Origin of the sequence: Kribbella yunnanensis, assembly GCF_039529655.1 — a bacterium.
GTDB lineage: Bacteria > Actinomycetota > Actinomycetes > Propionibacteriales > Kribbellaceae > Kribbella > Kribbella yunnanensis.
The window spans coordinates 25460-39437 of sequence record NZ_BAAANF010000001.1 but is presented as its reverse complement, the minus strand read 5'-3'; the positions used below and the strand labels follow the sequence as shown (position 1 = coordinate 39437).

The window sequence follows — 13978 nt, the reverse complement described above, 5'->3', positions numbered from 1 at the left end:
TCGCATGAGAGCATCCCGGCATGAGTATTCACATCGCCGCCGAACCCGGGCAGATCGCACCACGGGTCCTGTTCCCCGGTGATCCGCTACGGGCCAAGTGGATCGCGGAGACCTACCTGTCCGACGTGATCTGCTACACCGAGGTCCGGAACATGTTCGGATTCACCGGCACTTACAAGGGTGAGCAGATCTCCGTGCAGGGCTCCGGAATGGGCCAGGCGTCCGCCTCCATCTACGCGAACGAGCTCTTCGCGGAGTACGACGTACAGACCCTGATCCGGGTCGGCACCTGCGGTGCGCTGACCGAGGACGTGCGGGTCCGGGACGTGATCGTGGCGATGTCCGCGAGCACCGACTCGCAGATGAACCGGCTGCGCTTCCACGGCATCGACTACGCGCCGACCGCCGACTACCAGCTGCTGCGCGCCGCGGTTGACGCCGCCGAGGCGGCCGGGCTGAACGTGCACGTCGGCCAGGTGTTCTCCGGTGACCTGTTCTACAACGACCGTCCGGACCTGGTCTCGCGGACCGCGGAGTACGGCGTACTGGGGATCGAGATGGAGGCCGCGGCGCTCTACACGCTGGCCGCCAAGTTCGGCCGCCGTGCGCTCGGCATCATGACCGTGTCGGACCACCTGATCACCAAGGAGGTGACGTCGGCCGAGGAGCGGCAGACGACGTTCTCCGAGATGATCACGATCGCCCTCGATGCTGCGATCGAGGTGCCGGTCTGAGCCGGACCAGGAGCGCGGCCACCGCCATCGCCGCCCTCCTGCTCCTCACCGCCTGCTCCTCGAACGAGCCCGCCGCGAACCCCGGGACTCCGTCGTCCGCACCCTCGTCGTCCACGCCGACGCAGGCCCCTGAGGCACTGACGCCGGTCAAAGCGACCGCAGTGGTCGCCGGACTGACCAGCGCCGGCTTCAAGTGCGGCACCGACGAGGCGTACGCACTCTGTACGTCGGGCGCCGCATCGGTCTCGATCCTGAACGGCGACCACCCGCGGCCACCAGTGGTGTCCGTGAACGCCAGTGGGCCGGCCGACACGGCAGCTGCCGAGATCGCCAAGGTCCTGCCGAAGGTGCTCGAGGTAGCTCACATCAGCCAGCCGCAGGACATCACCTCCTGGTTCGGCGCGCAGAAGGGCAAGTCGACCGCGGAGATGACCGCAGGCGACTGGCTGGTGAACTACGCGGCCGAAGCGGACACCGAGGAGCCCGGTGTGCACCTGACGGTGACCGACAAGCTGTGCAAGACCGCCTGTCAGGCGGAGTGACTCATCCGCTCCCCCAGCAGCTGCTGGAAGGGCTCGACCAGCCCGGCCCGCCTGCGTAGGTAGCGTCTGATGGAACCGTCGTCGAGCATCAACTCGACGGCGGTTCCGCGCACCTCCCGAATCACTCGCGCCTGCTGCACCCGGGCCGCCGGAACGAACTCCGGCCACGGGACGATCTCCATCAGGTCGTCGGTGATCCCCTTGGCCTCTCTGCGCAGCCGCCGCCGGGCCAGCGCCCGCGTCGTCATCGAGGCGACGCCGAGCAGGTCACCCATCCGCTGCCACCAGGATCACCGCAGCGATCAGCCCTAACGCTGCCACGACCAGGAACGCCGTACGCAGCCCGCTGAGACCGGCCTTGCCGACGAGCCATGCCAGCACGAGCGCACCGGCCATCACGACCACGCACCACAGCGAGGGGTCCATCCGGCGGCCGAAAATCGGCGTAGCCGTCCACCCCTCCGCAGTGAACTCCAGATCGACCAGACCGCCCGGCTCCGACCGCACCCGCTTCACAATCACGGCACGCAGCCTAGAGCGTCCTCAGGTCGTGATGAGCTTCGGCAGAATCTGGCTGACGCGGTGGACCAAGCGCTCCGGCGCACCGGCCGGGTCATCCGCGTAGCCGACAACTGCCTGCTCGAAGAGACCGTCCATCAGCGCGTACGCCGTTGCTGCGTCGACCGACGGTTCGCCTCCGACCAGTTCGGCGTACCGGCTCAGGATCCGCCAGATCATCTCTTCCAGCAACTGGTCGATCGCGACCACATCTGCGCGCAGCTGATCCTCGAACATGCTCTGGGCGCGCAGGTCGTACCAGAGGCGGTGCATGGGTGTCTCTTCGACCAGAGTCTGCGTCAGCTTGGCCAGGAACCCCGCACCGAGCTCGTCGGCGGTGGTGGCAGTCTCCACGACCTCGTCGTACCGCCGCGCGCACTTGGTCTTGTAGTAGCGCACGCAGTAGCTGATCAGGTCGATCTTGTCGCGGAAGTAGTAGTGCACGACGCCGTGCGTGAACTCGGAGTTGTTGGCGATCTCGCGCAGGCTGGTGCGGGCGTAGCCGAGCTCGCCCAGGGTCTTCAGCGCGGACTCGGCCAGTGCGATCCGGCGGCGCTCGATCTTGTCGATCCCGGGTATCCGGACAGGCCGGCCCGTTGGGGTGACGTCTGCTGCTGAGCTCATCGCCCCTCCTGTCGTCGCGGATGGTTGCGTCAGCCTACCCGGATCGGTTTCTTGACAAGTGTCAAGCAAAGTCTTGACGACTGTCAAAGGACGGTCCAGAGTTGGGCACCAATCACCCTCCGCAGCCACTCGAGCAAAGGAGTCACCGATGGGCGGACTCGATCTCTCCGGCCGGAAGGCCCTCGTCACCGGCGGGGCCCAGGGACTGGGCGAAGGTATGGCCAAGGCACTGGCTGCGGCCGGCGCCAAGGTCGTCGTCGCCGACCTGCAGAAGGACGCGGGCGCGGCGGTCGCCGACGCCCTCGACAGCGAGTACGGCGCCGGCAACGGGTTCGTCGCGCACGACGTGACCGATGAGGGCAGCTGGGAGAACGCGGTCGTCGCGGCCAACGACGTACTCGGCGGTCTGGACATCCTGGTGAACAACGCCGGGATCGAGATCACCAGCCTGCTCACCGAGGTCACCGCGGACCAGATCCGCCGGATGCTCGACGTGAACATCCTCGGGACCACACTGGGGATCAAGTACGGCCTGCGCACGATGCGTCCGGACGGCCTGGCCGGACAGGGCGGTGCGATCATCAACATCGCCTCGGTCGCCGCCACCATCGCCTTCCCCGGCATCGCGGTCTACTCGGCCACCAAGTCCGCAGTCGACCGCCTCACCCGGGTCGCCGCGATGGAGTCCGGCAAGCTCGGGTACGGCGTCCGCGTGAACTGCATCTACCCCGGACTCGTCCCGACCGCGATGGGTGCCGGTCTGGCGAACGACGTCGCCGAACTCGGACTGTTCGGCTCCCCGGAGGAGGCGGTCGGTGCGGTCATCGGACTGACCCCGGCCGGCCGGCTCGGTGAGGTGTCCGACATGGCTGACGCAGTCGTCTTCCTGGCATCGAACGAGGCCCGGTTCATCACCGGCATCGGTCTGCCGGTCGACGGCGGAATGGGGATGTGACCCATGCGACCTGTCGTTGTGTACGGCGCTTCCGGCTACACCGGCCGCCTGGTGTGCGAGTACCTCCGCCAGTACCACGTCCCGTTCGTGGCCGCCGGCCGCAGCGAGGAGAAGCTCACATCGTCGATGGCGTCGAATGTGGCCGGCATCGAGACAGCCGACTACGAGATCGCCACGGTCGACCATGAGGTGTCAGCGCTCACCGATCTGTTCAAGGGCGCGTCAGTAGTGCTCAACACGGTCGGACCGTTCAGTGAGCTCGGCCCTGCGGCCGTCGAGGCAGCACTCGCGGCAGGTGCGCACTACACCGACACGACAGGTGAGCAGGACTGGCTGATCACCTGCGACGAGGTGTACGGCGCTCGCTTCGCCGAGGCGGGTCTATTGCTGGCCCCTGGTATCGCTCAGATGTACACGACCGGTGAAATCGCCGCACAGCTCTGCCTTGAGCAGCCGGGGCTCGACACCCTGGACATCGCGGTGTTCTGGGGCGGCAGCCCGACCATCGCCTCCACGCGCACGATTCTGGTGAACGCTGCGACGTCGAAGGCACACTTCCTCGAGCAGAACGCGTACGTCGAATTCCCCGAGCAGGGGCTGGTTCCACTCGTCGTACCGGGTCAGCATGAGTTGGCGCTGTCACTGCCGTGGGGTGGCACGTCACACCCGGTCTGGTTCAAGCGGGACCCCCGGGTCGCCAACTGCAAGGCGCAGGGTGGTGTCTTCAACGCTGCGCTGATGAACGGCGTACCGCAGATCGTGGCGGCCGCACTGGAAGCCACGAAGGACATGACTCCCGAAGACCGCGATGTCGCACTGACCGCGACCGCGCGCCAGGTGATGGATCAGATGCCGCCACGGGAGAACCCGCGCATCAACAAGTCCCTCGACTCGGTGCACGCCTCCGGTCCGCTCGGGCGGGCGCACTGTGTGATCCACGGCAACAGCAACTACCAGCAGACCGGCTTGCTGCAGGCCTATGCGGCGTACTCACTGCTGCAGACGCCGCCGAAACGCGTCGGCTTCGCCAGTGGCTGTCAGGCCTTCGGTCACCGCGAACTGCTCGGCGTACTGCGCAGCTTCGGGCTGGTCGCGGAGCCGCAGCTGACCGTGGTGAGTTAAGAGACCGCCATGCGACTGGTCGACTACCTGGACAAGGGCGCCTCACTCGGAGCGGACAGGCCCTGCCTGACCACCGACGGCGAGACGCTCACGTATGCCGATGTCCAGGACCTGTCGTACCGGATCGCACGTGGACTGGCGGCACGCGGTGTCCGGCCCGGCGGCAAGGTGGCGATCCTGTCCGCCAACGACCCGATCGCGTTCAGTTGCGTGTTCGGGATCAGCCGGGCCGGCGCCGTCTGGTGCCCGATCAATCCACGCAACGAGGCCGCCGAGAACCGGGAGCTGCTCGACCGGTTCGACTGTGAAGTGCTGATCTACCAGTCGGCGTTCGCGCCACTGGTGGATCGGATCCGGGATGCGCTACCGAAGGTCCACACCTTCGTGTGCCTGGATGCCGATCCGAACTCCGGCTGGGACGCGTTCTGCGGGGGCGTGTCCCAGCCGGACCTGCACGAGCCAGAGCAGCTGGCACTGATCGTCGGCACTGGTGGCACCACTGGACAGCCCAAGGGCGTCATGCTCACAACCACCAATCTCGAGACCATGACAGCTCTGACACTGATGGGCTATCCCTTTGGCGGCCGGCCGGTCTATCTGGCGCTCGCACCGCTCACTCACGCCGCTGGCGTGCTCTGCTTCCCGGTGCTCGCATCTGGCGGCGAGATCGTCATCATGCGCACACCGGACGTCCATGCGTTTCTCAAGCTCATCCCCGAGCGCGGAGTGACGCACACCTTCCTCCCACCCACGTTGATTTACATGGTGCTCGCAGCGGAGGAGCTGGACAGCACAGACCTCTCGTCACTGCAGTGCTTCTGGTACGGCGCCGCACCGATGTCGGTGTCGCGGCTCCAAGAGGCGTTGCAGCGGATCGGTCCGGTGATGGCCCAGCTGTTCGGTCAGACCGAGGCGCCGATGATGATCTCGATCCTGCCACCGGCCGACCACTTCGATGCCTCAGGCAACATTGCACGCGACCGGCTGGCGTCGGCCGGGCGGCCGTCCGCGCTGGTCACCACCGCGATCATGGCGCCGGACGGACAGTTGCTGCCACCCGGTGAGCGCGGCGAGATCGTGGTCCGGGGCTCACTCGTGATGCGCGGGTACTACCGCGATGCCGAAGCGACGGCGACAGCATCGGCGTACGGGTGGCACCACACCGGGGACATCGGGTATCTCGACGCGGACAACTACTTGTACATAGTTGATCGAGCCAAGGACATGATCATCACTGGTGGATTCAATGTGTACTCGACTGAAGTTGAGCAAGTATTGATGACTCATGACGCGGTACAGGATTGTGCAGTCATCGGCCGGCCGGACGAGAAGTGGGGCGAACGCGTCGTGGCCGTCGTCCAGCTTCACGCGGGTGCCGCCGCCGACCCGGCCGAGCTGATCGCGTTCGCGAAAGCACGGATCGGCAGCGTCAAGGCTCCCAAGGAAGTGCTGGTCTGGGCGGACCTGCCGCGCTCGAAAGTCGGCAAAGTCCTCAAGCCCGAGATCAAGGCCCGGCTCGGCTAACTGCTCCCAGCGCTACCCGCGGTCGCCGACACCACGATGGCCGCGGTGATCGCAGCCTGCATCTCGGCGACAGCCTTCTTCACCGCAGCCGCAGCCCAGTCGGAGTCGGCGATCACCTTGGCACGAGCGCGAAGCTGCCGCTTGTCGACCGAATCCGTGATCACCTTCGGTACGACGTCCAGTGCGCTCAGCAGCGCGATCAGAGCGCCAGTCCGCTCGTCAGGCATCGTGCCCACCTTCAGCACGTTCCCCAGCGCGGCCCGCACCTCACCCTCGTGCTGCGCGTCCTTAGCCGGCCAGCGAGTGACCGGGAACAGTCCGAGCACCTTGCCCTCGTCCGCCTCCAGGATGCCGCGCTGCGCAAGCCGAGCCAGCAACTGGTCGCGCACCTTCTTCGAGAGGCCACTCAGGATGTCCTTCGGCTTCTTCCCAGCCTTGCTGACCGCGTAGGCGAGCCGGTCGTCCAGGATCGCGTCACCGGTCGACGAGGTGTCCAGCACCTTCAACCGTCCCGGGCGCTCCCCATCACCCTTGGCGGTGATGTCCATCTTCCCGAGCGTGGTCAGCTCGATCAGCAGCGCACCGCCGAGCGCGTATTCCAGTTTCGGCGACCCGACGATCGGCTTCCCGGTCTCGTCGTCGTACAGCAGAAGCAGCAGGTCCTCGGCAATCAGCATGCCCTTAACGTAAGTAACCGGTCGGTTGCCGCACATCCGCCGCGCGGGCTACCCGCCAGATCCGCCTCAAGGCCGGTTACTTAAGCAGTTCGGGGTGGTGTCAAGAGCTGTGCTGTACGGCGCCACTGGGGAGCGCTACCCCACCGAATCGGCGGGTAGGGCTCCCCAGCCGTGTGGAACGGTGGTGGTGGGTCCTCCCCAAACCGGTTTGGGGAGGATGCCGGCCGGTGTCGAACTGGTGTGGGGTGGATATCGGCCGTATTCGGGGGCCGGATCCTCCCCGAATGGCCACGGGCAGTGCGCTGGCGCTCCCCGAACCGGTTCGGGGAGTTGGGTCGCGGCTGGCTCGGCCGGCGCCACCCGAGCTGCCTTAACTAACCGGCCCTGGGGCTGACCCATCTGGACCGGAGGCGGGTCAGTTGCCAACCCGAGTCTTCCTGGACGGCAACCAAGACCCGGCACCACGAGTCTTTCCGGACGGCAATCAAGCCCCGGCACCACGAGTCTTCTTTTTCCGCGCGCCAGCCGAAGCCCGGTCACCCAAGGGCAGCGTGAAACCGCGGTCACCGGACCCCGCCATCCACCCCAGCCATCACGGCGCCCCGCCACGCTGTCTTTCAGGTCGGCCGGGAGCGGTGACCGGCCACAGCGCGCGTCTCCGGCCGAGAACCTTTCGGCCCGCACCCACTCGACCGCCAAAGGCGGCCGACTGAAGCCGGAGGGCGAGCCGAGCGGGTGGCTGGGCTGGATGGCGAGGCCGGCGACCGCGGGTTCACGTTGCCTGGGGCTGACGGGCTGTGGCTGAGGTACGTGACGCCCGAGTTCTGCGTTACCCGAGGGCTTAGGGGACTCGGTGACGAAAGCCCATCGGCCAACGCACCCGGCAGCCCCGGGGACCCGGGATCGCGGGCCGGCGGTCACCTTGCGCACCCGTCAACCACGCGAGCCCGTCGGGACGGTCGAGCGGTGCTCAAGGTCGCCTCGACCAGCGCACGTTGAGCACGCCTCAACCGCCCGAGCCCGGCCGGGACGGTCGAACGGTGCTCAAGGTCGACCGAGCGGCTCACCTTGAGCACCCCTCAACCACTGTTCGGCCGCATACGTGGTTGAGCCGTGCACGACGTCGTACCGGCTCAAGGCGCGGTGGGTGGTGGCGACGTGGGCCTGGCGCACTCACGATTCCCCGAACCGGTTTGGGGAGGATGGGCGCGGTCGCGGGGATGGTCTGGGGAGGATTCACCGCCCGAATGCGTCCGGGATCCGCCCCGAACCGGTTTGGGGAGGATCCCGGCCCCCGGCCACGAGCGTACCGCCGGCGACGAGGCCCAGGGCGGGCGAGGGAACGCGGGGGCCTGCTCGCCGGCTCCGGTGGGGATAGGGCTGGCTGAGGTCGCCGTGCTGGACCGTGCTTGACGCGACCCCGAACCGCCTAACTAACCGGCCTTGAGATCCGCCTGTCAGGTGAGCAGCTGCGCGATGAGGGTCTCGCCCAGCCAGGCCTCGTAGTCCGCGATCGGCCAGTGGCGGTCGAGGACGAGCAGTTGGTAGATCTCGGTCGCCGTACAGGCCAGGAAGAGGTCCAGCGCGCGGTCGACGAGCTGGTCGCCGAAGGACTGGAGAAACAGCTCGAGCTCGTGCTCCCGGGACGCCCAGACGCGCTGCATCTCGGTGGCCATCCGGGCGTCGGCCCGCGCGGCCTCCTGGTAGATCCGGATCACGTCGATACCGGTCTCGAACTGCCTCGTCTGCCAATGCGCCGCGCTGCGCAACCGCTCCGCCGGGTCGTCGATCGCCAGCGACTCCGTCGCCAGCCGGCGGGTGTCCGCCTCGGCGATCCACATCTTCGCGATCTCACCCAGGATCGCCGGCTTGTTGCCGAACGCCGAGTAGATCGTCTGCGCCGGAATCCGGGCCGCCTCCGAGATCGCCGCGACCGTCGTCACGACGTACCCCTGCTCGGCGAACAGCTCCCGCGCGGCCCGCGCCACCTGCGCCTTCGTCTCCTGCGCCTGCCGGGCCCGATGCGATTCCTCCTTGACAGCCACGGAAGGAATCTAGCACTCTGTTGATCATAGTCCTACTATGACGAATAGAGGGGTCATCTGATGAACCACTTGGTACTCGCCGCCGACCCGGCCTGCCCCTGGAGCTGGCTCACCGTCCGCTGGCTCACCGCCGTCGCCCCCGAGCGCGGCCTCATGCTCCGCCTCCAGCCCTACAGCCTCTGGCTCCGCAACGGCGAAACCCAGTCCGCCGGCCTCCCCGACTTCATCGCCGCCATCGCGAACGAGACCAGCCAGCAGTCCCTCCGCGTGATGCGCGTCTTCATGGCCCTAGCCGCGGAGGACCGGTACGCCGACATCTCGCGCCTGTACATCGAATGGGCGTCCCGCGTCTTCACCCCGGGACCGCCGCAGGCCCCGACCCCCGCCGTACTGGCCGAGTCCCTAACAGCCGCCGGCCTGGACGCCTCCTGGCTCCCCCACGCCGACTCCCCCTCGTGGGACACCCCCATCACCCACCAGATGGACCAACTCGACGCCCTCCGCCCCACCACCCCGGGCGCCTCAGTCCCCGTCCTCCTGCAAGGCGACCAAATCCTCCTCCAAGGCGCCATCCTCGCCGCCCCCGTAACCCCCGAAGAGGGCCTAGCCCTCTGGGACGCCTTCGCCCTCCTCACCACCTCCCCCACCTACATCGCCAACTCCCCCACCCCACCCCCATTCCCCGCCTTCGCCTAACCACCAACCGGGGCATTCGAGGGAATCCCTCACCAACATCCCGCGGCCATCCGGGGCAGATCGCGGGGTTTCCAGGGGTTTCCAGGGGCAGATAGCCGAAACGGCACTGAGCACTCGTCGGGATCCAACATGCTGGTTCTGCGACCGAGAAGGAGGCACGATCCGTGGAACCCCTCAACCCCGAACCTGACAGGCTGGAGCCGCACCGCGCGGGGCCTTTCACCTTCGCCGACCTCGACGCCGCACCAGACGACGGCACCCGGCGCGAACTCATCGATGGTGTGCTGCTCGTGACCCCAGCGCCGTCACGAATCCACCAGCGAGCAGTTCTTCGGCTCGCAGTTGTACTCGACGTGGTCTGCCCCGCCGACCTGGAGGTTCTTGTCGCGCCGTACGACCATCGGCCGACCGGCGAGCGCTCCGTGCAACCTGACGTCCTGGTCTGCGCTCCCGACGACACGAACCCCGCGCACGCCGAGAAACCACTACTGCTGGCGGTCGAGGTCCTCTCCCCCGGTACACAGCTTGTCGACCGCCGTCTGAAGCGGAGTGTCTACGAGGAAGCCGGGGTGCAGTCGTACTGGATCCTGGACCCGAAGAAGGAGACCTTGACCGTCTTCGAACTGGTCGATGGCGCGTATGTCGAGCGGGATGTTGTCGTCGGCGAGAAGGTGTTCGAGGCGATGCTGCCCTTCCCGGCTCGGATCGTGCCGGCCGAGTTGAACCGACGGTAGCCCGTGCCAGGTACGCACACTCCGGCGACACTTCACCGGGAGGCGGGTGACCGGATCGAAGCATGCCTTGTCGCTGCCTGTCCGGAGGAAATGGAGGTCGTTCGGGCGCCGTTCAGGTACCGGCTGCGGACTCGTGGGGAGTTGGAACCGGACCTCATGGTCCGGCACCAGAGCGAAGGCAGCCCGATGCTCCTGGCCGTTGAGATCGCGCGGCCGTCGACCTTGGCGGCGGACTGGCTGCGGCGGACCCATGCGTATGCCGCGCTCGGCGTCGGAGCGTTCTGGACTCTCGAGCCGCGGCACGCGGTGCTGAGTGTGCAGGAACGGCTGGATGGGCAGCGGTTCTGGCGCACGATCGAGGGTGATGCGGTGTTCGAGGCGAGTGTTCCGTTTCCGGTGCGGGTGGTTCCCTCGGAGCTCAGCCGTTCAGTAGTTCGGTGAGTTGTTGTTTGTTGGGGAGGCTTTCCGGGCGGATGATGTCGGCGGTTCGGACGTAGTAGAAGGCTGCTCCTACGGAGGGCAGGGGGATGTTCATCAGTTCGGACCAGGCGACTCGGTAGATGGCTAGCTGGAGGGGGTCGGCGGATTCGGAGCGGCTGGTTTTCCAGTCGACTACGTCGTAGCCGCGGGAGCCGTCGGGGCGGACTACTTGGTAGACGGCGTCGATGCGGCCTCGGATGGTGCGGCCGCCGAGGGCCAGGGCGAAGGGGGCTTCGATTTCGTAGGGGGAGGTTTCGCCGTACGGGCCGGTGCGGAAGGCTTCCATCAGGTCGGTGAGGTCGGTGTCGTCGACGATGTCTTCATCGGCTGCGCCGGGGAGGTCGTCGGGGTCGATCAGGAGTTGCTGGCCGAAGTAGGACTCGACCCAGGCGTGGAAGCGGGTACCGAAACGGGCGGCGCGGTTGGGTTTGCGGGGCATCGGGCGGGCGAGCTCGGAGGCGAGGCCGTCGGGGTCCTTGGCCAGGCGCATCACCTGGGTGGCGGACAGGGCGGTCGGGAGCGTCACGTCGTACGCCTTGCGGCTTCGGCTTTCCCTTGCCTCTGACAACAATCTCTCGATCTCGGAGTCCCAGCGGGCGACCAGCGCTTGCTCGTCGAGCAGCAGCGACTCCTCGGCGTCCGTCGAAGGACCCTCGGCGCGCGACTGCTGCACGAGACCGGCCGCCTCCAACCGCAGCCGGTAGGCATCGGCGTCGTACGGCGCCGGCCAGGGGGCCGTGGTCGCCTCGGCAAGCTCGGGGTTCTCCTCATCCAGGTCGGGCTGCGAAGCCCAGGCGATCACTCGCTCGCCAGCGTGCTTCTTCAACGTTTCCAGGTACGACGACGGGCCGCGCGGGCGCTTCTGCGTGGGGCCCCACCAGTGGCCGGTGGCGACCAGGATCTCCTTCGCGCGGGTGAAGGCGACGTACCCGAGGCGGCGCTCCTCGAGGGAGTTGACCTCCTTGCACTCGTCGGCGAACGCCTTCAGACCCGCGTTCGACAGGTCGTGGAAGTCGGGCAGGGTGGCGGCGTCACCGCGGAGCGGCCACGGAAGCACCTTCGCGTTGGTCGTCCACTTGTCGCGGCCACGATCGGAGGGGAACACCTTCTGCACCAGGGTCGGTACGAAGACGATCGGCCACTCGAGGCCTTTGGACCGGTGCGTGGTGAGCAGCTTCACCGAATCGGCCTCACTCGGTACGGCGAGGTCCAGGCCGGCGGCGTATTCCTCCTCGGCCGCGAGGTAGGCGAGCAGGCCGTCGAGTGAACCGTCCGACTCGGTGGAGACAAAGTTGCCGACGGCATCGAGGAACGCGGCCAGGTGGTCGCGGCGGCCGGAGTCGAGGTGGTCCGGGGTGGCAGTCAGCTCGACATCCAGGCCGATGGTGGCGATCACTCGTCGTACCAGGTCGAGGAGCGGCTCACCCGCGTGGGCCCGCAACTCGCGGAGCTCCGTGGACAGTTCCTTGAACCGGATCAGCGCCTCGGCCGAGTAGCCCCAGGCTTCTGACCCCGGATCGTCGACCGCCTCGGCCAGCGAGATGACCTCGGTCGAGTCCATCCCGGCGACCGCCGCGTCGAGGGCGGCGACCAGGTCGTCGGCGGCCGGGCGGGCGCCGGTGTCGGCGAGTGAGCGGGAGCGATTCGCCAGCAGGGCAAGGTCGCGGTGGCCGATCCGGTACCGCGGTCCGGTGAGGATGCGGAGCATGGCGGCGTTCGCGGTGAGGTCGTTGACGGCCTGCAGGGTGGCGACCACGTCGACGACCTCGGGCAGCGCGAGCAGCCCGCCGAGACCGACCACCTCGACCGGGACCTTGCGCGCGATCAGGGCCTCGTGGACCGCGCTCAGGTCGACGTTCGTCCGCATCAGGATGCCGATGTCCTTCCAGCGCCGGTTCGGCGTCCGGTGCGCGGCGACGATCGCGTCGGCGACCCACTCGATCTCCTGCGAACGCGTCTCGAACAGGCCGACGGTGATCGCACCCTCCGGCGCATCGGCGGGCGCTTCGAGCGGGATCACGCCGGGGTGCTGCTCGTACAGTTCGGCGGCGTGCTGGTTGGCGGCGGCGAGGATGCGGCTGCCGCAACGGCGGTTGACGCTGAGCACATAGCGGTGGGCCGGGGTGCCGTCGCCGTTCGGGAAGTGTTCGGGGAACTCGTCGAGGTTGGCCACCGAGGCGCCACGCCAGCCGTAGATCGCCTGACAGGGGTCACCGACTGCGGTGACGGGATGGCCGCGACCGTCGGGGCCGGCGAAGAGCGCGGTCAGCATCCGGCGCTGCGACACCGACGTGTCCTGGTACTCGTCGAGCAGCACGACCTTGTACCGCGCGCGTTCGGCGACCGCAACCTCCGGGCACTCCTCGGCCAGCCGCGCACCCAACGCCATCTGGTCGGCGAAGTCGACGACGCCGCGCTCGCCCTTGTAGGCCTGGTACTCCTCGACCAACTGCAGGATCTCGCCACGCTTCAACGCGGTCTCGGCCAGCTTCTTGACCTCAACCGTCTGCTTCCGCGCCGCGGCAACCTCCTGCCGAACCGCCTCGTCATGATCGCGTACGGCGTCTGCCCGCAGCAGGTGGTCCGCGAGCTCACCGTCGAGCGAGAGCAGGCTGTTGACCAGCGTGGGCACGTGATGCGACGCAAACCTGATTGGTCCGGAGGAACGCCGTACCACCCGACCTGCCAGCTGGAACCTGGTCGCATCAGCCAGCACCCGGGCATCCGGTTCCAACCCGAGCCGCAACCCGTGCTCGGCGATCAACGTGCCCGCAAACGCGTGGTACGTCGACACAACCGGCTCGCCTGGTTCCTCGGGCTCCCAGTTAGGCACGTTGCTCCGCAGGTGCGCGGCCAGAATCGGATGCTGATCTGGTGGGAGGGTCGACCCCAGTACGCCGGCCTTCGTCAGGTCCTCGCGGATCCGCACATCCAGCTCGTTCGCAGCCTTCTTGGTAAACGTCAGCCCCAGCACTTCTTCCGGCTTCACCTGCCCCGTGCAGATCAACCAGACCACCCGAGCCGCCATTGCCGTCGTCTTCCCCGACCCGGCCCCCGCCACAATCACCCCCGGTGCGAGTGGAGCGGTGATCGCCGCCAACTGCTGATCACTGAACGGAATCCCGAGTAGATCGCACAACTCAGCAGTCGTCTGCAGTTTCACGGCGGTCATCAACAACAACTCCCGTCGTCGGCTGAGGTGGTGAGTGGGAAGGCGGTGCGAGAAATCGTGAGGCGGTGAGCGGAGAGTGTGGTTCGAGAGGGGGCGCCCCACGAGCATCCACAAC

At 67.5% G+C, this 13978-nt stretch carries 14 protein-coding genes; 8 read left to right on the top strand and 6 right to left on the bottom strand.

Translation table 11 applies throughout. The features are described from left to right. The first annotated feature begins 20 nt into the window (after positions 1–20). Positions 21–734, top strand: a complete 714-nt coding sequence (deoD, locus tag ABD231_RS00170; protein WP_344143714.1) for a purine-nucleoside phosphorylase — start codon at positions 21–23, stop codon at positions 732–734. A gap of 161 nt (positions 735–895) precedes the next feature. Beyond that, a complete protein-coding gene (locus ABD231_RS00165) occupies positions 896–1276 on the top strand; it encodes a hypothetical protein (RefSeq protein ID WP_344143712.1) in 381 nt (126 codons plus the stop codon). Here the strand turns inward: ABD231_RS00165 and ABD231_RS00160 are convergent. From ABD231_RS00160 to ABD231_RS00150, 3 genes are read right to left on the bottom strand one after another with little or no spacing between them, the layout of a single operon-like run. Then, a complete protein-coding gene (locus tag ABD231_RS00160) occupies positions 1264–1551 on the bottom strand; it encodes a hypothetical protein (RefSeq protein WP_344143710.1) in 288 nt (95 codons plus the stop codon). The genes ABD231_RS00165 and ABD231_RS00160 overlap by 13 nt on opposite strands. Continuing rightward, the gene (locus ABD231_RS00155) at positions 1544–1798 is read right to left on the bottom strand and encodes a hypothetical protein (protein WP_344143708.1); all 255 of its coding nucleotides are present in this window, start codon (positions 1796–1798) and stop codon (positions 1544–1546) included. Before ABD231_RS00155 ends, ABD231_RS00160 begins: the two co-directional genes overlap by 8 nt. A gap of 21 nt (positions 1799–1819) precedes the next feature. Then, positions 1820–2458 carry a TetR/AcrR family transcriptional regulator gene (locus ABD231_RS00150; RefSeq protein ID WP_344143706.1) on the bottom strand — a complete coding sequence of 213 codons (639 nt, stop codon included), beginning with the start codon at positions 2456–2458 and terminating at the stop codon, positions 1820–1822. Between the two features lie 148 nt (positions 2459–2606). Between ABD231_RS00150 and ABD231_RS00145 the strand changes: the two genes are divergently transcribed. Genes ABD231_RS00145 through ABD231_RS00135 form a run of 3 tightly spaced genes read left to right on the top strand, consistent with a single transcriptional unit; the run spans position 2607 to position 6059 of the window. Further along, positions 2607–3413, top strand: a complete 807-nt coding sequence (locus tag ABD231_RS00145; protein WP_344143704.1) for an SDR family NAD(P)-dependent oxidoreductase — start codon at positions 2607–2609, stop codon at positions 3411–3413. A 3-nt stretch (positions 3414–3416) separates the two neighbouring features. Then, on the top strand, positions 3417–4535 hold the full coding sequence (locus ABD231_RS00140; RefSeq protein WP_344143701.1) for a DUF5938 domain-containing protein: 1119 nt from the start codon (positions 3417–3419) through the stop codon (positions 4533–4535). 9 nt (positions 4536–4544) lie between these two features. Next, positions 4545–6059 carry an AMP-binding protein gene (locus tag ABD231_RS00135; RefSeq protein WP_344143699.1) on the top strand — a complete coding sequence of 505 codons (1515 nt, stop codon included), beginning with the start codon at positions 4545–4547 and terminating at the stop codon, positions 6057–6059. Here ABD231_RS00135 and ABD231_RS00130 read toward each other — a convergent pair. Next, positions 6056–6736 carry a GOLPH3/VPS74 family protein gene (locus ABD231_RS00130; RefSeq protein WP_344143696.1) on the bottom strand — a complete coding sequence of 227 codons (681 nt, stop codon included), beginning with the start codon at positions 6734–6736 and terminating at the stop codon, positions 6056–6058. The genes ABD231_RS00135 and ABD231_RS00130 overlap by 4 nt on opposite strands. Positions 6737–8193: 1457 nt before the next feature. After that, on the bottom strand, positions 8194–8781 hold the full coding sequence (locus ABD231_RS00125) for a TetR/AcrR family transcriptional regulator (protein ID WP_344143694.1): 588 nt from the start codon (positions 8779–8781) through the stop codon (positions 8194–8196). Between the two features lie 60 nt (positions 8782–8841). Between ABD231_RS00125 and ABD231_RS00120 the strand changes: the two genes are divergently transcribed. The 3 genes from ABD231_RS00120 (at position 8842) to ABD231_RS00110 (ending at position 10652) form a co-directional block, all read left to right on the top strand. Beyond that, complete coding sequence (locus tag ABD231_RS00120; protein ID WP_344143693.1) at positions 8842–9477, top strand: mycothiol-dependent nitroreductase Rv2466c family protein; 636 nt, start codon at positions 8842–8844, stop codon at positions 9475–9477. Between the two features lie 164 nt (positions 9478–9641). Continuing rightward, positions 9642–10211 (top strand): Uma2 family endonuclease, encoded by a 570-nt coding sequence (locus tag ABD231_RS00115; RefSeq protein ID WP_344143691.1) that lies wholly within the window; start codon positions 9642–9644, stop codon positions 10209–10211. A gap of 3 nt (positions 10212–10214) precedes the next feature. Continuing rightward, positions 10215–10652, top strand: coding sequence for a Uma2 family endonuclease (locus tag ABD231_RS00110; protein ID WP_344143689.1), 438 nt, complete (start codon positions 10215–10217; stop codon positions 10650–10652). Here the strand turns inward: ABD231_RS00110 and ABD231_RS00105 are convergent. Continuing rightward, a complete protein-coding gene (locus tag ABD231_RS00105; RefSeq protein WP_344143686.1) occupies positions 10630–13863 on the bottom strand; it encodes an ATP-dependent helicase in 3234 nt (1077 codons plus the stop codon). The two genes, ABD231_RS00110 and ABD231_RS00105, sit on opposite strands and share 23 nt — an antisense overlap. Positions 13864–13978: the final 115 nt, after the last annotated feature.